General features: G+C 40.1%; 16 protein-coding genes, 1 tRNA gene and 1 riboswitch. Of the genes, 10 read left to right on the top strand and 7 right to left on the bottom strand.

Features of this window, described 5'->3' with window-relative positions; all coding sequences use genetic code 11:
- On the top strand, positions 1-732 hold a 732-nt coding region (locus HMPREF3182_RS07335; RefSeq protein WP_206445565.1), incomplete at its 5' end, for a YadA C-terminal domain-containing protein.
- Positions 733-823: 91 nt separating this feature from the next.
- Here the strand turns inward: HMPREF3182_RS07335 and metF are convergent.
- A complete protein-coding gene (metF, locus tag HMPREF3182_RS07330; RefSeq protein WP_007391886.1) occupies positions 824-1,669 on the bottom strand; it encodes a methylenetetrahydrofolate reductase [NAD(P)H] in 846 nt (281 codons plus the stop codon).
- A 61-nt stretch (positions 1,670-1,730) separates the two neighbouring features.
- Positions 1,731-2,558, bottom strand: coding sequence for a MetQ/NlpA family ABC transporter substrate-binding protein (locus HMPREF3182_RS07325; RefSeq protein ID WP_062486636.1), 828 nt, complete (start codon positions 2,556-2,558; stop codon positions 1,731-1,733).
- A gap of 83 nt (positions 2,559-2,641) precedes the next feature.
- Positions 2,642-2,737, bottom strand: a riboswitch (SAM riboswitch).
- 435 nt (positions 2,738-3,172) lie between these two features.
- Between HMPREF3182_RS07325 and HMPREF3182_RS07320 the strand changes: the two genes are divergently transcribed.
- From HMPREF3182_RS07320 to HMPREF3182_RS07310, 3 genes are read left to right on the top strand one after another with little or no spacing between them, the layout of a single operon-like run.
- Complete coding sequence (locus tag HMPREF3182_RS07320; RefSeq protein WP_062486633.1) at positions 3,173-3,985, top strand: energy-coupling factor ABC transporter ATP-binding protein; 813 nt, start codon at positions 3,173-3,175, stop codon at positions 3,983-3,985.
- Positions 3,985-4,668 (top strand): energy-coupling factor transporter transmembrane component T family protein, encoded by a 684-nt coding sequence (locus HMPREF3182_RS07315; protein ID WP_062486630.1) that lies wholly within the window; start codon positions 3,985-3,987, stop codon positions 4,666-4,668. Before HMPREF3182_RS07320 ends, HMPREF3182_RS07315 begins: the two co-directional genes overlap by 1 nt.
- Before the next feature lie 11 nt (positions 4,669-4,679).
- On the top strand, positions 4,680-6,170 hold the full coding sequence (locus HMPREF3182_RS07310; RefSeq protein WP_062486626.1) for a tryptophan transporter: 1,491 nt from the start codon (positions 4,680-4,682) through the stop codon (positions 6,168-6,170).
- Positions 6,171-6,217: 47 nt separating this feature from the next.
- Here HMPREF3182_RS07310 and HMPREF3182_RS07305 read toward each other — a convergent pair.
- Positions 6,218-6,294: transfer RNA gene (locus HMPREF3182_RS07305), tRNA-Pro, on the bottom strand.
- 137 nt (positions 6,295-6,431) lie between these two features.
- Here HMPREF3182_RS07305 and HMPREF3182_RS07300 point away from each other — a divergent pair.
- Positions 6,432-9,935, top strand: coding sequence for a DNA polymerase III subunit alpha (locus HMPREF3182_RS07300; RefSeq protein ID WP_062486623.1), 3,504 nt, complete (start codon positions 6,432-6,434; stop codon positions 9,933-9,935).
- 5 nt (positions 9,936-9,940) lie between these two features.
- Here the strand turns inward: HMPREF3182_RS07300 and HMPREF3182_RS07295 are convergent, their stop codons facing one another.
- The gene (locus HMPREF3182_RS07295; RefSeq protein WP_007391884.1) at positions 9,941-11,158 is read right to left on the bottom strand and encodes a cation diffusion facilitator family transporter; all 1,218 of its coding nucleotides are present in this window, start codon (positions 11,156-11,158) and stop codon (positions 9,941-9,943) included.
- A 44-nt stretch (positions 11,159-11,202) separates the two neighbouring features.
- A complete protein-coding gene (locus HMPREF3182_RS07290; RefSeq protein ID WP_062486620.1) occupies positions 11,203-11,730 on the bottom strand; it encodes a cob(I)yrinic acid a,c-diamide adenosyltransferase in 528 nt (175 codons plus the stop codon).
- 157 nt (positions 11,731-11,887) lie between these two features.
- Between HMPREF3182_RS07290 and HMPREF3182_RS07285 the strand changes: the two genes are divergently transcribed.
- The 5 genes from HMPREF3182_RS07285 (at position 11,888) to HMPREF3182_RS07265 (ending at position 18,945) form a co-directional block, all read left to right on the top strand.
- On the top strand, positions 11,888-13,294 hold the full coding sequence (locus tag HMPREF3182_RS07285) for a CCA tRNA nucleotidyltransferase (protein WP_082718229.1): 1,407 nt from the start codon (positions 11,888-11,890) through the stop codon (positions 13,292-13,294).
- 14 nt (positions 13,295-13,308) lie between these two features.
- The gene (locus HMPREF3182_RS07280; RefSeq protein ID WP_062486614.1) at positions 13,309-15,321 is read left to right on the top strand and encodes a penicillin-binding protein; all 2,013 of its coding nucleotides are present in this window, start codon (positions 13,309-13,311) and stop codon (positions 15,319-15,321) included.
- 12 nt (positions 15,322-15,333) lie between these two features.
- Entirely contained in the window at positions 15,334-16,173 is an 840-nt protein-coding gene (locus HMPREF3182_RS07275; protein ID WP_062486610.1) for a bifunctional 5,10-methylenetetrahydrofolate dehydrogenase/5,10-methenyltetrahydrofolate cyclohydrolase, read from the top strand.
- A gap of 12 nt (positions 16,174-16,185) precedes the next feature.
- Complete coding sequence (locus HMPREF3182_RS07270; protein WP_062486608.1) at positions 16,186-17,352, top strand: class I SAM-dependent methyltransferase; 1,167 nt, start codon at positions 16,186-16,188, stop codon at positions 17,350-17,352.
- Between the two features lie 168 nt (positions 17,353-17,520).
- On the top strand, positions 17,521-18,945 hold the full coding sequence (locus HMPREF3182_RS07265; protein ID WP_062486605.1) for an aldehyde dehydrogenase family protein: 1,425 nt from the start codon (positions 17,521-17,523) through the stop codon (positions 18,943-18,945).
- 67 nt (positions 18,946-19,012) lie between these two features.
- Here the strand turns inward: HMPREF3182_RS07265 and HMPREF3182_RS07260 are convergent, their stop codons facing one another.
- Together HMPREF3182_RS07260 and HMPREF3182_RS07255 are read right to left on the bottom strand one after the other, a co-directional pair.
- On the bottom strand, positions 19,013-19,858 hold the full coding sequence (locus HMPREF3182_RS07260) for an IS3 family transposase (protein ID WP_235808668.1): 846 nt from the start codon (positions 19,856-19,858) through the stop codon (positions 19,013-19,015).
- Positions 19,846-20,394, bottom strand: a complete 549-nt coding sequence (locus HMPREF3182_RS07255; RefSeq protein ID WP_062486601.1) for a transposase — start codon at positions 20,392-20,394, stop codon at positions 19,846-19,848. The genes HMPREF3182_RS07260 and HMPREF3182_RS07255 overlap by 13 nt, the downstream gene beginning before the upstream one ends.
- Between the last annotated feature and the right edge of the window lie 13 nt (positions 20,395-20,407).

The raw sequence follows: 20,407 nt of genomic DNA, 5'->3' as shown, positions 1-20,407 counted from the left end.
CAGGCGGAAGCGGCGTTAAAGACGTTGGATCCGAATGCTACTGTCACCCCGCCGCCGGCACCGCAGCCGCCTCAACCAAAGGTAGATCCGGGGCAGCCCGGCAGCGAACCGGGAGGGAAGACGGATCCGCAGCCGCCTAAACCGCAGGTAGATCCGGCGCAGCCGGGTAGCGGTGATTCTGGTACGACACAAGGTGGTTCAGGCTCAACGTTGTCAGAGGAATCAAAACAACAGATTATCACGAATAAGCAAGATATTGAAAAGAACAAGCAGGCTATCGTAGTCATGGGACATAAAGTTGATGTCATGGAAGCTAAAGTGAATGAAGCGGTACAAGCTGCTCAAGCGGTTAAGTCGGATGTCAAGAAAGTGGGCGCTCGTGCGGCGGCCTTAGCAGGATTACATCCTGTTGATGATGGTACGGCTAAATTCAGCATAGCTGCTTCTACTGGTGTATATAAGGGCGAAAATGCGATGGCTATGGGCTTATTCTATCGTCCGACACGAGATATTCTCATCAGTGCAGGGAGTACTGTTGGTGATGAAGTGGCATATAACGTAGGTGTTAGCATTAAGGTTGGCACAGCAACGGTGCATGAAAAGATGGCAACATCAACACCGACTACGCAAGAATTGTATCGTGTTATCGAAACGTTGCAACGTCATATTGTCGCATTGGAACATAAAGTACAACAAATGGATGAAACCAATATGGCAAGACAAGTTAAGTAAGGCGTGATAAAAGAGGCTCCGATGGAGCCTCTTTTTGGGTAGACAAAAAGGACAGGGAAGAGATATGCTTCCCTGTCCTTTTTTTGAGGATTTATAATAAGGTGCGAATGGCATCGGCTATTTTTTGAGCGATATAGGCATTATTCATGGTATATACATGAATGCCATCGACGCCATGGGCTAAAAGATCAATAATTTGGGCGATAGCATAGGCGATGCCAGCATCACGCATGGCAACAGGATTATCGCCGTATTTGGCGATGAGGTGTTGGTAGTGTAGGGGTAAGGTAGCACCACAGAGGGATACCATGCGTTCAATTTGTTTTTTATTGGTTACGGGCATGATACCGGCAGCAATGGGTACATGAATGGATGCAATTTCACACCGTTCTAAAAAGCGATAAAATAAGGTGTTATCAAAAAATAATTGTGAGATGAGAGAAGAGGCCCCGGCATCTACTTTTTCTTTTAAGTGAATAATATCTAAGGCGGGACGTTTTGATTCAACATGTCCTTCAGGATAACAAGCACCGATAATATGAAAATCGGGGGATTCTTTTTTGATGAAGCGGATTAAATCACTGGCGTGAGCAAAGTCATGGGCAGGTTCTTTTTCCGGGGTCATATCACCGCGTAAAGCGAGGATTTTATGAATACGATGTTTTTTCAATTCTTTGAGGGTATTGCACACTTCTTCTTTTGTCAGATAGATGCCCGGAAGATGGGCAACGGGTTCTAAATTAAATTGCTCTTTTATGGTAGCTGCAATTTCGGCGGTACGATTACTTCCCGTTCCTTGAGCACCGCAAGTTACACTGATAAAATCAGGATGTAGTACACTTAATTCGGTAAGGGTGGGATAAACGGAGGCGAGGGGCATTTCTTTTTTTGGAGGGAAGACTTCAAGTGAGAATGTAGTTTTATTTTTTACTGACATGGTAAAACTCCTTTGTAATGATAAACAGGTACCGTTAACAGGTACCTGTTTTATGATGATATTAAAAGCTTGGCAGAATAGCGCCTTTATATTTCGTTTCAATAAATTTTTTCACTTCTGGGGATTGTAAGGCCTTGATTAATTTTTGAATTTCTGGACGATTTTCATCACCGCTCCGAACCACTAAAATGTTTGCGTATGGCGAATCTTTTGGTTCTAAGAACAACGCATCTTTTAATGGATTTAAGCCTACGGGAATAGCAAAGTTGGTGTTTATTACAGCGAGGGTCACGTCATCAATAGCACGTGGAACTTGGGCTGCATCGAGTTCAACGAATTTTAAATGATGTGGATTTTCGACAATGTCTTGCAAGGTCGAGGTAACAGAACCACCATTTTTTAATTTTAATAAGCCTGCACTTTGGAGCAATAATAACGAACGACCACCGTTTGTGGGATCATTTGGAATAGCTATTTTGCTGTTGTCTGTTACGGCTTTTAAATCTTTTATTTTATGGGAATAGATACCCATAGGTTCGATATGTACTTTGGCAACGGCTTTTAATGTAGTGCCACGTTCTTCATTAAATTTATCAAGATAAGGGGTGTGTTGATAGAAATTAGCATCAATTTCCTTATCTTGTAGGGATAAATTAGGTTTTACGTAATCTGTAAATTCTACAATTTTTAAGTTTACTCCTTCTTTTTCGAGTAACGGTTTAATTTCTTTTAAAATTTCTTCATGTGGTACAGGTGTAGCACCTACGGTCACGGTCACGGTTCCTTTAGCGGTAGATTCATTGGTTGTACTGCCACAGCCAGATACCAGCAATCCTAAGGCAACGAGTGCGGTGGCTGCAAGTGTAGCAAAACGATTTCTTTTTTTCATTATATTTCCTCCTTTTTTCATCGGGATCGCTTTTGTTATCCAATAAAAAAATCCTCTTTCCGTGAAGAGAAAGAGGTAACTGTAATTTATCTCTCGGAATCTCTTCCGCAGGAATTAGCACCGTCGTTATCGGTTGCCGGGTTTCATCGGGCCAGTCCCTCCACCACTCTGGATAAAAGCGTATCTATTTTGATGTTGCATTTATTATACCATTATACGTGTATTTGTCAATTGATAAATAGATAAAAAAGTTTGTGTTTTTTATAATATAAAATACTTGACAAATATTTTTTTTTGCGTATACTAATAACAACAGCAATTATAGTATGTCGATGATCGAAACGAGTATACATACAGTGACGGGTACAGCGAGCCGATGGTAGTGTAAGTTCGGCCCTGCTCCGTATGGGGAATGGATTCGAGAGATGCAGCCTGAAACGGTAGGAGTAGGGTGAGCCGGTGTTGTTCCATCGTTAAAAAAGAACCGTGTATCGCTTCGGCCGTACATGTAGAGTGAACGCACGGCGTTAATGTGGGTGGTACCGCGGAAGTTGATGAGTCTTTCGTCCCAATAGGGATGAAAGGCTTTTTTTGTATGGAAAGGAGAAAATGAGATGCTGGAAATGAGAAATATTTCTTTTGCTTATGACAAAGGAGCCTCTGTATTATCAAATTTACAATTACAAATTCATGAGGGTGAATGTATTGCTTTATGTGGAAGAAATGGTAGTGGTAAAACAACGATTACACGATTGTTAATGGGATTAGAAAAACCGCAACAGGGGTCTATATATTACCAAGGGAAGAATATTACTACGTGGTCTCCAGCAGAGCGAAGCCGTATTATTGGATATGTGTTTCAGAATCCTGAGCGGCAGATGTTTCGACCAACTGTACGTGAAGAAGTTGCGTATGGGGTGAAACAGCTTCATTTGACGGAAGAAGAGCAACAAACACGGGTAGCTGAAGCGTTACGAGAAACGGGACTTTCTGAGGTTGCCGAGGCCTATCCACTGAATTTGAATCGCAGTGAGAAACAGCGGGTTGCTATTGCTTCAGCACTGGCGATGAAAACGAAATTTGTCGTGTTGGATGAACCGACAAGCGGTCAGGATAGGGCATCGACAAAGCGATTAATGGAATTGTTGCAGAAGGTACATCAGCAGGGAATTACGGTTGTTTTGATTACGCATGATATGGATGTTATTGCTGAATATTGTCAGCGCGTGATTGCTTTGGGTGCTGGGGGGATCCGTTTTGATGGTACGCCAGAAGCGTTATTTACGACATGTGAGGAGTTGTATTCGTTGGGGTTGCGGCGACCTGCTTGTGTTCGCCTTTCGTTGGCGGTGCCAGCGGTGGGATATTGCAGGACCATGCGGGAGTTTACCGCGAAGATGAGCCAATATATAGGAGGTAATGTGTAATGAAACGATTTGTGCCTTTGAGTAAGTTAATTGCTACGTTTGCTTTTTCTTTTTGTGCATTGGTTATGCATACGCCAGGGCCTCTTGTGGGATGGGTTATCTTAGAGCTTATTTTGTTACTTATTAGCGGACAGTTGCGACAGAATGGAAAAGCCGTATTTAGTTTAGTGATTTTTGCAGTTTTTCTAGGGGTGGTGCAATATTTAGGTGGCGGTTCGTTGGTATCTGCTTATGTAACGGGGTTACGTATGTTGGCGATGACGATCATCTTTATTATTTTATTGACAACGACACGTTTACAAGATTTGACTGCTTCATTGGTAACGCAATTGCGTATTCCTTATGAATATGCTTTTATGTTTACGGCGGCACTTCGTTTTGTTCCTGATTTTATCGCGGAAAGTAAGTATGTACAGGAAGCACAGTCTTGTCGTGGATTGGTATCTACGGGAAATGTGTTTAAAAAGTCAATTCAATATATGAGTGTAGTACAGCCGTTGTTATTAAAGTCGCTAGGGCGTGCAGAAACAATGGCGTTGAGCTTGGAGTTGCGGGGCTTTGGCAGTACGGAACATCAGTTTATGAGTAATGTGAGATTAACTAGTCGGGATTATATATTAGTGGTTGTGATGGTAGCTGTAAGTGTAGGGATGGTTTACCTACGTATGCAGGGACAGGTATAGGAGGAAAGGGTATGCAAGTAGTAAAAGATATGGCAACATTAGAATTTCAACATCGTCAAGGTGGTCAGTTTCGGTGGATTACAATATCTACGTTATTATTAGCTGTAGGAACGATTTTGCATCTTGTTTCACCGAGCGTTGGTGGGGTCACGCCTAATTGGTCTACTGCTGCATATGGAGTGGCTATTTGTTTGACGCGTCCTTCATATAAACAAGGATTAGGTATTGGTTTAGTCGCTGCATTAATTAATATGTTAACGTCTAAATCGGGATTTCCTTATGGCAATTTGTTGAGTGAACCCGTTGGGGCATTGACGTGTACCTTTTTAGTTCATTGTTTGCCGCATGCACAAATTAAAGGTAAATCGTTATTGCCCAGTCTTTGCGGTTTTATTGGTACATTTATGAGTGGCCTGGTATTTGTTTCTATTTTAAAAGTTGTGATGAATTTACCTATGGTTGTATATTTTACAGGGATGATTCCTTTAGTTGCCATTGTTGGTGTATTAAATGCGTTAGTTACGCCGGTATTATATTTTCCTGCCTTGCGCTTATTTGTATCCCGGGGATTGTTGGACACGGCACAGGTCGAAAAGAAGGCATCTGATCATAGTCAATTAGTGTTAAAACCGACACAAGAGGGTCTTATTTCACTAGAACATGTATCGTATATTTATAATCGTCAAAAAACGCCCGTTTTACAAGATGTGCAGTTTACTATTCAGAAAGGTGATTTTTTGGTTCTTACGGGTGCATCGGGAAGTGGTAAAAGTTCTGTATGCAAGGCGTTGACAGGGGCTATTCCCCATTTTTGTGGGGGCGTTATGCATGGGATGGTCTTTGTTGATGGCGTGGCAACAACGCAGACGACAATTTCTAAATTATCAAGTAAAGTTGGCTATATGTTAGATGATTATGATAGTCAGTTGGTGGCAATGACGGTGGAAGAGGAAATTGCATTTTCGTTAGAAAATCATGGTGTTGCTGTCGATAAGATTAATCAGGTTATTGATGATGTGTTAGAAAAGGTACAGTTGTCGGGATATCGTAAACGTACATTGGCTAATCTTTCAGGGGGACAACGGCAACGTTTAGTTATTGCTAGTATTTTGGCATTGAATCCGGAAATTCTCGTGTTAGATGAACCGACATCGGCGTTAGATCCGGAAGGGACGAAGGCTTTTTATGAATTGTTACATACGTTAAATGTGACTTATGGACATACGATTATTGTTGTTGAACAAGATTTAAATAGTGTATTACCTTATGCTAATCGATTGGTTTTATTGGATAAGGGGCGTGTTGTGAGTGATGGCACGGTAGAGCAGACATTACGTTATATGTATAGGCATAAGGTTTATGATATTGCGATTCCACCTATTGTGACGTGCCGTTTTGAATTAGAAAAATTGGGCGTGATTTTTGATAATCCGTTTATTTCTATTGAAGCGGGAGAAGAAGCATTACAACAATTGTATAGGCAAAAAAAGCAAGTATCGTAATAACGGGTATAAAAAAAAGGTTCGTAACTATGTTACGAACCTTTTTTTGGTCGGAACGGCGAGATTTGAACTCGCGACCTCTTCCACCCCAAGGAAGCGCGCTACCAAGCTGCGCCACGTCCCGTTGACTTCATTATATTACCAAATACATGTATATTTGTCAATGAGGGGGACTATAAGGTGAATATGATTTGCAATAAAATGGATGTTCCTGTGGTATAATAAATAATGAATAGGTATATGAAGAAAAGAGGAATGAGAATGAAACCATTTGTCCATTTACATGTGCATACACAATATAGTTTATTGGATGGTTTATGTCGAATTCCCCGTATGGTACAAATGGCAAAGGATATGAATATGCCAGCTATTGCGATTACGGATCATGGGAATTTATATGGGGCAATGCATTTATATAAAGAGGCAAAAGCACAAGGCATTAAACCGATTATTGGGTGTGAAATTTATATGACCCGTGGTAGTCGTTTTGAAAAAAAGACAAGGGAACGGTTATGCCATCTTATTTTATTAGCAAAAACAACGCAGGGATATCATAATTTGGTGAAGATTGTTTCTAAGGGATATACGGAGGGTGTTAATAATTACCACAAGCCACGTGTGGATTATGAGTTGTTGGAACAATATCATGAAGGGGTTATTGCTCTTAGTGCGTGTATCGAAGGACATATTCAACAAGATATTTTAAATCATGATGAGGAAGGTGCTATAAAAGCATTAGAGCGGTTGGTAGGTATTTTTGGTAAGGATGATTTTTATTTAGAAGTGCATAATCACGGGTTACCCGAAGAAAAGATTGTACGAGACACATTTAAACAGTGGGCACCTCGATATGGGCTTAAATTGGTGGCAACAAATGATTACCATTATTTGGAAAAGGAAGATGCAACGGCTCAAGAGGTTAAATTGTGTATTTCTACGGGAGATACGCTGAATAATCCGAATCATTTTCGATTTACCAATGATTCTTTTTATATGAAGTCATATGATGAAATGGCAGAGTTGTTTCCCGATATGCTCGAAGCCTTGGATACGACATTGGAAATTGCTGAGAAGTGTAATGTGGAGATTGATTTTTCTCAACGTCATTTGCCAGCGTTTCCTGTGCCTGAGGGGGAAACAGATGCGTCTTATTTGCAAAAGCTTTGTGAAGAGGCGTTAACGCAAAAATATCATCCCGTTACGGAGAAAGTGCGGCAACGGTTGGCATATGAGTTGGATGTTATTTCTAAAATGGGATTTCCTTCGTATTTTTTGATTGTTTGGGATTATGTGAAATTTGCTCGTGATCATCAGATTGCGGTTGGTCCCGGAAGAGGCTCGGCAGCAGGTTCGGTAGTTGCATATTTGCTTGGGATTACGGGGTTAGATCCGTTGGCATATGATCTCTTGTTTGAACGGTTTTTAAATCCGGAACGAGTTACGATGCCTGATATTGATATGGATTTTTGTTATGAAAATAGAAGCCGTATTATTGATTATGTCACTGAAAAATATGGTAAAGATCATGTTTCTCAGATTATTACGTTTGGTACATTAGCAGCTAAGGCGGTTATGCGTGACGTGGGAAGAGTATTGGATATTTCCCTTAGTGAAGTGAATCGTGTCGTTAAAATGATTCCTAATGAGTTGGGTATTACGTTGCAAAAAGCGTTAGAAACAAGTGCTGATTTTAAAGCTGTTTATACGAGTAATGAACAGGTTCACCGTTGGATTGAGTTAGGTAAATCATTGGAAGGGTTGGTACGGCATCCATCGACACATGCAGCGGGAGTCGTTATTTCAGCGGCCCCTATTGATGATTATGTGCCGTTGCAATATACGAAAGAAGGGTATTTAACGACACAATATGATAAGGATTTAATTGAAGAGCAAGGGCTGCTTAAAATGGACTTTTTAGGTTTGCGTACATTGACGGTTATTAGCGATACGTTGCGGCTTATTAAAGAAAATCATTATGTCGATATTGATATCAATAATATTCCTTTAGATGATCCGGCGACTTGTCAATTATTAACCGTGGGTGATACGGCCGGTGTCTTTCAAATGGAGTCGGATGGTATTACGGCTTTAGTTAAAGAGTTGGCACCGAAGCATTTTGAGGATATGATTCCTTTGGTTGCTTTATATAGACCGGGTCCGTTAGGTAGTGGTATGGTCGAAGATTTTATTAAACGGAGTCACGGAGAAACAGAAGTAACGTATTTACATCCTCTTTTGGAACCAATTTTAAAGGACACGTATGGGGTTATTTTATATCAAGAGCAAGTTATGCAAATTGCCTCATCTATGGGAGGCTTTTCGTTAGGGCAAGCGGATTTATTGCGGCGTGCCATGGGGAAAAAGAAAGAAAGTATTTTAAAAGCACAGCGTGAAAGTTTTTTACAGGGAACGAGGACCAATCATATTGATGATGAAATTGCTAATAAGGTATTTGATTTACTGGTGTATTTTGCGGGATATGGGTTTAATAAATCACATTCGGCAGCATATGCGTATGTAGCTTGGCAAACGGCGTATTTAAAGGCTCATTATCGAGCAGAATTAATGGCGGCGACGATGACGAGTATGATCAATGATGTGTCTAAAATTAGTTATTATATAGGTGAATGTCGTCACCATGGCGTACCTGTTTTATGTCCTGATGTTAATGCGAGTGTTTCTACGTTTTCTGTTGTTGATGGGAGCATTCGTTTTGGTTTATCCGGCGTGAAAAATGTAGGGGAAAATGCTATTGATTTGATTGTGCGTGAGCGAGATAAGGGGGGACCTTTTTTATCGTTAAGTGATTTTTGTAGCCGTGTTGATAATCATGTGGTCAATCGGCGTGCCCTCGAAAGTTTGATTCGTTGTGGCGCGATGGATTCGTTTGGAAAATATCGTTCACAATTATTATATGTATTGGATCAAGCGATGGCGATGGGGGCATCAAAGCAAAAAGATCGCGATTCCGGGCAATTAGACTTATTTGACTTTGGTGAGGAAGACAATGCGGAAGCATCTGTATTGGAACTTACGTATCCAACGATTGATGAGTTTTCCATGGAAGAGATATTGGCGATGGAAAAAGAATACGATGGATTTTATTTTAGTGGACATCCGTTGAATCGGTATGAAAAAATCATGAAAACATTGGTTCCGTTTTCACGATTATATGGAGAAGAGGCGTCTTCGTATGACGGTAAAGAAATTGTTTGTGGTGGATTAATTACGACAAAAAGGCAAGTGATGACGAAACGAAATGAGATGATGGCTATTTTGACGGTTGAAGATTATACACATAGTATGACCGTTGTTGTTTTTCCTAAAGTGTATCGTCAATGTGCAGGTATCTTGGTAGAGGATCAGGCGGTAGCTATTCGTGGGAGTGTCGATGTAGCTGATAATTCGGTGCAAATGTTAGCTAATTCTTTGGTGCCTTTAGCACAACAGGAGCAAGTATATGCAGAGGAACGCAAACAAGCGTCTGGCAAGGTGGAACGGCAGCAAGAAGTGTGGCGTACGGAAACGGGCGAAGCAGGTGAAAAATTATTCCTTAAAATTCCTGCGGAATTAGAACAATCTTCATTAAGTGATAAAATTCTTAGGGTTTTACAGCAACATCCGGGAACGGTAAAAGTGTATTTTTATTTAGTCGGGAGTAAGAAAACGATCATTGCTTCTTCCGTGTATTGGGTTACGCCGACGGTATCTTTACGTCAAGCGTTAGTGGCGTTGTTAGATGAAACATCGGTGGTGTTACAGTAGTTGTTTTATGAAGGGAGAAAGGGACCGGAAAGGACTTTGCTTTTTGGTCCTTTTGGTAACTCATAGACGGTACTGATATATACATGGTAATGGGGGTTTTGCTGTTTAATAGCTTTATTAAGGGTATCCAGAATTGTTGATAAAGGTGTTTTTTCTAGTTCGTGTGGCGGAACATAGAGGTCACAAATGATATTTAATCTTGTCATGCCAGCGGTAATACGAAGGTGATGACTTTCGTAATGAGGAAATTGTGATTGAATAATTTGGTCTAAGGTATGTCGCACGCGAGTGATAATTTTGTCATTTGTACAAAGGGGATCCATATGTATGTTTACTTCCATGTGGTATTGATTGCGTAAATCATCTTCTAAATTATCAAGGGCGGCATGGGCTTCTGACAAATCGGTTGTGTCGGGGATTTCTGCATGAAAGGAAGCAAATATTCGTCCTGGTCCATAATCGTGTACTCGTATGTCATGGATTCCTGTAATATACGGGGAGGATAAGGCACAATCGGTGATTTCTTGAAGTAATTGAGGCGACGCCGCTTTGCCTAAGAGGATGTTTATGATATCTTTGGCCGTGGAAAATCCCGTATACATAATTAATAAGCCCAGTAACATTCCTGTTAAGGCATCTAGGGGGAGTGTTGTATATGGTTGTAGGAACGTGGAGATACATACGACGCCTGTCGCAATAACGTCATTTAGGCTATCCGTGGCAGTTGCTTTGTGAACGGAAGAGTGAATGGTTTTGCTAATATAGAGATTATATTGATACATCCATAATTTTATTCCTATAGAAAATAATAAAATTAGAAAACTGAGGTATGATGTCGTTAAAGTGATAGGAAGAAAAAATTTATGAAAAGATGTTTCGCATAGACTAAAACCAACAATGAGAATAATCGTGGCAACGGTTAAGGAGGCGAGGTATTCAAAACGTCCGTGCCCGAAGGGATGGTTTTTATCAGGAGGCTTGTTACTGAGTTTTGCACTGATAATGGAAATAAAGGATGTAAACATGTCCGAAAGATTGTTAAAGGCATCTGAAACAATTGCCATGCTATGGGTTATCGTACCGATGGTGAGTTTGAGGATGAAAAGGAGGATGTTGCAAATAATACCAAGTAAACCGCCGAGAATGCTATACTGTTCGCGTACCTTGGGATCGTGTGTTTGATGATAGTTTTTTATGGTGTGTTTGATAATTAGTTGAATCATGAAAGCAGCCCTCCCTTAAGGTGTATACATGTTACATTATATTATTATTTTTCAATACCCCAACGAGCAGCAATACCACGATCAAATGGGTGTTTTTGTTTTTTTATTTCTGATATATAATCCGCATAAGGATGAATGTGGGGACAAGGTGTTCGTCCGGTTAGGACGACTTCTGTTTGAGTGGGTTTGTTTTTTAAAAAGGTAATGATGGACGCTTCGTCGATCATTCGTACATGGCAGGCGATGAGAATTTCATCTAAAATAAGTAAATTGGGTTTTAATTGATGACATTTTTCTTGTATGCGTTGCCATAGTGCTTGTTGTTGTAGTTGTTTTTGTTTTCGTTCTTGTGGTGTTAGTTGGGATGTAAATTTAGATGAACCGGTAGAGCGTATGATTGTAATTTTGGGTAGTTGAGATAAAATGGCTAATTCTCCCGTGGGCGTTGTTTTTAAAAATTGCGAAAAGAGAACACTTCCGTCGTGCCCAGCACAACGAATGGCTAAGCCGATGGCAGCAGTTGTTTTTCCCTTGCCGGTACCATAATATATGTGTATTAATCCTGTTTTCATAACGCATGTCCTTATTGATATATTATTTCGTTTGGTTTAGTATAGCACGGGTAGAGGGGATTGAACAGCAAGGCAGTTGTTTTTTTCGTTTGCTACTCAGATGAATATAAACGTGATATAATATTAAATTATTATAATATAGTATAATACGGGAGGCATGATGATGGATTCGCGTGTACGGTGCTGGCTTAGTGCACTTACTGATGCAGGATATGAGGCTTATCTTATCGGCGGTGCTGTACGAGATTTTTTGCTTGCCCGTGTGCCTAGTGATTATGATGTGGTTACGAATGCACGACCAGAGCAGATAAAACAGATTGCCGTTGCTCATGGTTGGATCTGTATGTCGTCACGGGGAGAACGTTTTGGTGTCGTAGTTATCCGCGTTGATACGTTAGAAATAGAGACGACAACGTATCGTAAGGAGGTATATGACCGAGAAGGATATCGACCGACACGTATAACATATGTTTCGTCATTACAAGAAGATGTGCGACGGCGAGATTTTACGGTGAATGCTCTTGCGATGGATGAGTATGGGCATATTATTGATTATGTGCAAGGACAAGATGATCTTATTGCACGACGGTTAGTTACTATTGGTAAGCCCGAACAACGGTTGCGAGAAGATGCGACCCGTATTTTGCGAGCTTGTCGGTTTGTAGGTCAGTTAGATTTTAAAGTCGATGCGGTGTTAGAAGCAGCGATACCAACCGCACTTTCCCAATTTAGGACGATTTCACTTGCTGTAGTGTTACGAGAGTGGGAGCACATAATGAGAACGGAGCATGTAGATAAAGCGTTGGCGTTGGCGTGGCGGACGGGTGTTTTTTCTCTTATGTGCAGGCAGCGTAACAAGGGGATAGATAGGACGGTACCTTTTTTTACAGATGAGATAGGTATGGTGGCTAAGCCTGGCGTATTTGTTGCAGCGGTACCACCGATAGAGCAAGCGGTGTTGTCGTTGGTCGTGTCTGTGCCACCATGTGGGGTTGTACGCTATGCCGCGTTATTTTATGGGTTGTTAAGATGTTATGTATTTCCTTCTGCGGGTGAGAAACTTACACTACCACAGGTTGAACGAGGGGCTGCTTGGGTAGAAAAGCTGTTGATGTACTGGCAGACATCGGTATCATGGAAACGGCGTGTGTGGTGGCTGGTTTTTAATCACTTGCGTTTTAGTTATTTTGGTAAGCATTTAGGGAAAGCATTAGATCCGTGGCTGAGGAGAGAAGCAAGGAGTGCCTTTTTTCGTATACAACAAGATTGGATAGAAGCGGTGCAACAATTGTGCTGGTTAGTTATGGCGGATAGTATTATGAAGGATGCGGTACAGACGGTGCTTGTACCACGGGAGAATGCAGGTACAGGGATGTTGGCTGCCGCAATGAAAATACCTGTGTCTACACGATATTTGTTGTATAGTAAGGAGCTTGTAAGCGTTTGTGGACAGAAAAGCGGTGCCTGTTTACAAGCCGTATTGAAACAGGTACAGAATGGCACATTGGAAAATAGTCGCGAGAGTGTAGATCGGGCTATCGTACAGTGGTTACAGCGACAATAAATGAGGGATAGATAATGGAAAACAAGATGCGAGAAGAACAAGATAAAAGAATTAGGAAGCAAGCAAAATGGGTAATGATGCTCTTAGTATTCGTGTTTTTTATTGTGTTTATTCGTATTTTTGAATTGCAAATTGTCGATAGTGCAGAAATGACGAAATATATTGATCGTCAAGCGGAAACGGATCGCAAGTTACAATCGCCGCGAGGTACTATTTATGATCGCAATGGCAAAGTATTGGCTATTAGCGAAGTGGCACAGTCGTTATATGCAGATCCGAATATGTTGCGACGAGATGCAAAAAATTATAAGGCTAGTGGGCAGGGCGATCTTATTGGTGTTTTGTCTTCTGAGTTAGCACCTTATGTTAAATTGGATGCGGCAGAAGTGCAACATCGTTTACAGCGTAATACGGGGTTTGTTTGGTTGGCACGAACGATGGATAGAAGTTCGTATGAAGCCGTTCGACAGATTATTCGTAAACATAAAGTAACGGCGTTGCGTTTTGTAGATGAAAATAGACGGTATTATCCTAATGGTATGTTGGCAGCCCAATTGATAGGTTTTGTGGGAGAAAATGATAAAGGTTTAGATGGGATTGAAATGGTATTAGATAGTGTTATTCGCGGGAATGTACAATCTATTAAAACGTTGATTGATCCAGCTAAAGTTCCTATTTTGGATTCTGCTTTAACGAATGTCTTGCCAGAAAAAGAACGAACTGTTAAGCTTACTATTGATAGTACTATTCAATTTGTAGCAGAAAAAGCGTTAAATGGTATTATGGAAAAAAATCATCCTGAAGGTGCCGCTATTATTATTATGAATCCGAAAACAGGTGAAATTTTAGCTATGGCAAGCAGACCTAATTTTGATCCCAATGATTTTGGTAAGGGGAATCAAGAGTCCTATAAAAATAGGGCGGTGGTTAATTTATATGAGCCAGGATCTACCTTTAAATCTATTATGGCGGCCGCTGCTGTTGACTCGGGAGCGTGGAGTCTTAATTCCTCGTATGTTGATACAGGGACTATTCGCGTGCAAGACCGAGTTATTCATAATTGGGATAAATCAGGGATGGGTAATGTCACGTTACGAGAAATTTTGAAATTCTCTATTAATACAGGGATGGCTCACATTGCATTGCAAACTGGTGGGGATACGTTGACGTCCTATGCTAAAAAATTTGGTTTTGGTAAGATGACGGGTATTGAATTGCCGGGAGAAGGTACAGGAATTTTGTTTAATGCAAAAAAAATGAGCCAAGTAGATACAGCTATTATGGGGATTGGACAAGGGGTCGCTGTTACGCCGTTGCAAATGGTGCAAGCTTTTGGTGCGATTGCCAATGGCGGGAAAATGATGAAGCCGTTTGTGATACAAGAAATTGATAATCCCGATGGTAGTGTATATAAAAAGACGTTACCGAAACAAGTAGGTCAACCGATCAAGAAAGAAACGGCTGATGCAATTTCTCGCATCTTATCAGAAGAAATTACATCGGGGGGCGGTCAGAATGCTAAAATTGACGGCTATACTTTTTGTGGTAAAACAGGTACAGCCCAACGGCTTAATAAAGAGGGAACCGGGTATGCGATGAATCAGCATATTGGTTCTTTTATTGGGTTTGGTCCTTTTGAAGATCCTCAATATGTTGTGTTAATTGTCGTTGATAATCCGAGCGGTGTATATTACGGTGCACAAGTAGCGGCTCCCGTATTTAAAGAAATGATGACGGAAATTGTTCGCTTTAAAGGAATTAGACCATCCCATCCGACAGATGTGAAGGAAATCGCCTCATCTAGTCAAAATCGTAAACAACGGGATTTTCCTGCTATTACGGAAACAGATAAGGGGATTGTACTGCCTTCCTTTATTGGATGGGATACACGCGAAGTTAATTCTTGGTTACATAAAGCTGGATTAGGCTTCGTTCCTCGCGGTATGGGATATGCCGTATATCAATCTCCACGGGAGGGGAAAACGGTGGCGCATGGAAGTACTGTTACTGTTACATTTTCACGTTAGGAGGGAAGGAGTGTGCAAATTTTAAATGGAAAAGAAGTTGCCGCTTTTCATAGAGAGAAATTACAACAGCAAGTTGCTTTATTGAGGGATAAGAACATTATTCCTGAGTTAGCATTGGTCTTAGTCGGCGAGGATCCTGCAGCAGTGATGTATGCGGCGTCATTACAAAAGGCGGCACAACAAATTGGTATAACAGGACGGCTGTATCAGTTTCCAGATATGGTGACAGAGACGATGTTATGTACGGCTATACAAGGATTAAACAATAATCCTATCGTTTATGGCATTATTGTGTTTATGCCATTACCCGAACATATTTCGGCACATCGTATTACGAATACAATTAAACCGGAAAAAGATGTTGATGGGTTAACGGAAACCAGTATGGCACGATTATTTATGGGCAAACCTCTGTTCGTCCCTTGTACACCGAAAGCTGTTATGGCGATGCTTGCATATTATCAGATTCCGCTTGAAGGAAAAGAGGTTGCTATTATTGGCAGGAGTAATGTTGTCGGAAAACCTTTATCTCAGTTGTGTTTACAAGCACATGCTACGGTCACGATATGTCATTCCCATACACGGAATTTGGAAAAGATTGTTCGTCGGGCAGATGTTGTGATTGCGGCAGTAGGGAAGGCCGAATTTATTACTGCGGATATGATTAAACCAGGCTCAGTAGTACTTGACGTAGGTATTAATCGGAAGCATAATCAGGTTGTAGGCGATGTTGATTTTGCAAGCGTTTCACAAGTGGCAGGGGCGATTACTCCAGTGCCAGGCGGGATTGGTGCGGTGACAACGATTATGATGCTGGAAAATATTTTATTGTTTAAAGGGGATTTAGGTTAAGGGGGGTTTTATATGAGTATTTTAGATTCATTCTTTATTCATTATTTACATCGGTTTGATAAATATTGTTTTACTGTTACCTTACATGGTAAAACCTATACGATTGGTGCTGGGGAACCGGCTTTTCATATTATCGTTCATAAAGATATTCCGAAACGGGAATTATTGGCTTCTACCTCGTTGGCATTAGGAGAAGCATATATGCGGAAAGATTTAGAAATTGAAGGCGATTTATTTACAGCTTTAAAGTGTATGTTAAGTCAACATACGCAGTTTTCTTTAGATAAAAGCGCATTAGGGCGTATTTTATATACCGCGGAATCAAAGTCAAAACAAAAGGAACAAGTATCATCTCATTATGATTTAGGAAATGATTTTTATTCATTGTGGCTTGATCCGTCAATGAGTTATTCATGTGCGTACTTTAAACAAGATACGGATACATTAGAACAGGCACAGAAGCAAAAAGTTCATTATATCCTGGAAAAATTGCATTTGCAGCCGAATATGACGTTATTAGATATTGGTTGTGGTTGGGGGTATTTGTTATTAGAAGCCGCCCAGAAATATGGAATTAAAGGTGTAGGTTGTACTCTCAGTAAAGAACAGTGGAAAAAAGGACAGGAACGGATTAAAGCGATGGGGATGGAAAATCAGGTTGAAATTGAACTGATTGACTATCGTGATTTGGAAAAGGAAGGACGGAAATTTGATCGTATTGTGAGCGTTGGCATGTTAGAACATGTAGGGCGTTCTAACTATCCTTTATATATGGAAACGGCTGATCATTTGTTATCTCCAGGTGGGCTTTTCTTGTTGCATTATATTAGCGGCCATGATGAATCGGTAGGCAATCCATGGATGCGGAAATATATTTTTCCCGGTGGGGCTTTACCGTCTTTGCGAGAAATTATTAGTTTAGCGTATGACAATGATTTTCAGGTTATTGATGTAGAAAGTTTGCGCCGTCATTATTATAAGACCTTGATGTGCTGGTATAATAATTTCCAAGGGGTACGCGATAAAGTCATTGCGGCTAAGGGAGAAAGTTTTGCACGTATGTGGGATTTATATTTATGTGGTTGTGCTGTTTCGTTCTTTATTGGGAATATTGATTTACATCAAATATTAATGACTAAAGGAACGAATAATGAATTACCGATGACGCGGTGGTATTAAATGTAAGAAAAATAGTCACATTGTGAGGCAATGTGACTATTTTTTTCTTTAAGGAGAGGGTATTGACATATAATGGATAATCGTTATAATTAAAATTTAAGTACGATAATAGAAAAATACTTTTATTTTATATATATTACGTGATGTTTTATATAAAGGAGGCGTATTATGGATTTTAAGAAATTATATATTAATGGCAGTTGGGTAGAAGGGGCATCAGGTACTTACATTGGTGTAGAAAATCCTGCAACGGAACAGATTTTTGCCGAAGTTCCAGCGGGTACGGCTACGGATGTTGAGCGTGCTTCAAAAGCGGCACAAGTGGCGTTTGCTTATTGGAAGAATGTCCCTGTATCCGAGCGAATGGCGTATATGCAGCGAATGTTAGATATATTTACAACCATGAAAGCTGATTTGGTACAAGTGACGATACAGGAATTGGGAGCACCTGTACAATTTGCACGTACGGCACAAATTGAATATCAATTTACGCGTATTCAATCGTATATTGATTTAGCTGAAAAAGCACCGTTGGAAGAAAAGTTGCCTCAATCTACGGTATATCGTGAACCTGTTGGCGTAGTAGGGTGTATTACGCCATGGAATTATCCATTAGGTCAGATTGTACAAAAAGTCGTTCCGGCTATTTTAATGGGGAATACGGTAGTATTAAAGCCAAGTCAATATACGCCGTTGACTGCGTTTTATTTAGCGGAGGCGTTTCATCAAGCAGGATTCCCGGCAGGTGTATTTAATTTAGTCACCGGTCGTGGCGGTGATATTGGTGATGTAATAGCTGAACAAGATGAAATTGATATGATTTCGTTTACTGGTTCTACGCCGGCAGGTATTAGTGTAGGGCGTTTGGCCTTACAGCACTTAAAGCGTATTAGTATGGAATTGGGAGGCAAATCGCCGTGTATCATTTTGCAAGGTGCGGATTATGAAAGGGCGATTCGCATGTGTTTTAATTCTATCTTTTTAAATTCAGGGCAGACTTGTACGGCCTTATCTCGTTTGCTTATTCCCTATGCACACAAAGATGAGATTAAACAGTTGTTATGCCGTATTGCTAAGGAGTATGTCGTAGGGGAGCCGACACGGGAAGATGTACAATTAGGAACGGTTGCATCAGCACGACAATTTAAGACGATTCGTGCTTATGTGGAGCAGGGAATTCGTCAAGGGGCGACTTTATTAGTTGGTGAAGTACCTCAAAAAACAGCGGTAGGATACTATGTTAAACCTACTATTTTTACAGATGTGACAAATGATATGACTATTGCGAGAGAAGAAATATTTGGTCCTGTTCTTTGTGTTTTGACTTATCAGACGGAAGATGAAGCCATTCGCATTGCGAATGATACAACTTTTGGTTTAAGTGGTGCCGTTTGGGGACCGACAAAAGCAGAAGCTATTCGTATTGCTCGGAATATTCGGACGGGAAATGTGTATATTAATGATGGACCACGGGATGTAACCGCACCATTTGGGGGGTTCAAAGAAAGTGGGTTAGGTCGCGAAGGAGGTATGGATGGGTTATTAGAGTTTACGGAGCCACAAGCATTGTTTGATGCTGGTGAAATTGGTTAATGGGAAGTAAAAAAGCTACTCGTTTATTTGATGTGTACCCAAAAAACTGGACACATTAATATTTAGTTTACATGGTGGATGCTAACCTATACAAAGTAGGTGGCATCCATTTTGTTTTCTTCTGAATTCTTTCGTTGTTGTAGTAGTATATATATTCGTCAATTGCTTTTGAAAAATCATCAAATGTTTTAAATTCTCTCTCACATCCATAATACATCTTTGTTTTAAGTCTTCCAAAGAATGTTTCCATGATACAGTTATCGTAGCAGTTTCCTTTTCTTGACATTGACTGAGTTATTTGATGCTTTTCTAATTCTTTGATGTAGTAGCTGTTTTGATATTGCCAGCCTTGATCTGAGTGCATGATTAAGCCTTTTACACATGGAAACTTTTCAAATGCTCTATTAAGCATTCTTGATACTTGTTCTAGTGTTGGATGCAATGATAAGTCGTATGAGATGATTTCGTTTGTGTACATATCTAATATTGGTGATAGATAGCATTTGCCCCACGCGAAGTTAAACTGGGATACATCTGTAGTCCACTTAGCAAATGGCTTTGTTGCTGTGAAGTCTCTATTTATGATGTTACTTGCTACTTTACCAACGCTTCCCATATATGAATGATACTTTTCTTTTGGTCTCTTGCCTAGAAGCTGCATATTGTGCATAAGCCTTTGAACTCTTTTATGGTTTACTATATATCCTTTACTTAAAAGTACTTGATGCACTCTTCTTACTCCGTATCTACCTTTGTTTGAAGTAAATATTTCTTTTATTTGTTCTTTGATTTCCTTGTTTCTGAGATCAACTTGGTCAACTTTACTTAACTCAAAGTAGTATGTTGATTTAGGCATGTTCATAGCTTTTAAAAGATATTTTAGTATGTGACCTTCACTTCTTAGTTCTCTGATGACTGCTGCTTTTTCGCCTTGAGATATGCAGCATACTTTTCCCTTCTCAAGGCGTCTAATTTTTTTTCGACTGCTTGAACTGTTCTTAAATATTCATTTTCTTCTCTTAAACGAATAAGTTCTTCTCTTTCTGATTCGTTAAGTGGCTTTGGCTCTATATTAGTGTTTTCATTATTTTCTTTCATTTTAGATGGACGTCCTCTCTTCTTAATTTCAAGAGCATTATACCCCAATCTTTTATATTTATATACCCAATTATGAAGTTGACCGTCTGGAATGCCAGCCTCTATAGCTACAGACTTACATGAATTTCCAGTTAACACTTTTGATACATACTTAAATTTTTCTTCTGCAGTCCACTTTTTATTCTGTTCTTTATGTTTAAGAATTTCTTCACCATGAAAATCTACAAGCTTACTCCAATACCAAATCTTATATCTGAATGTTTCTTGTGTAACGCCTTCTGGTGTTTCCATCCACTTTCCTTGTCTGTATAGTTCTACGCATTCTTTTTTAAATTCATAACTATATCGCATAAAAATACCCTCC

Origin of the sequence: Megasphaera hutchinsoni (genome assembly GCF_001553405.1) — a bacterium.
Taxonomy (GTDB): domain Bacteria; phylum Bacillota; class Negativicutes; order Veillonellales; family Megasphaeraceae; genus Megasphaera; species Megasphaera hutchinsoni.
Note: the sequence above shows the minus strand (reverse complement) of the source record. Positions and strands in the feature narration are given on the sequence as shown.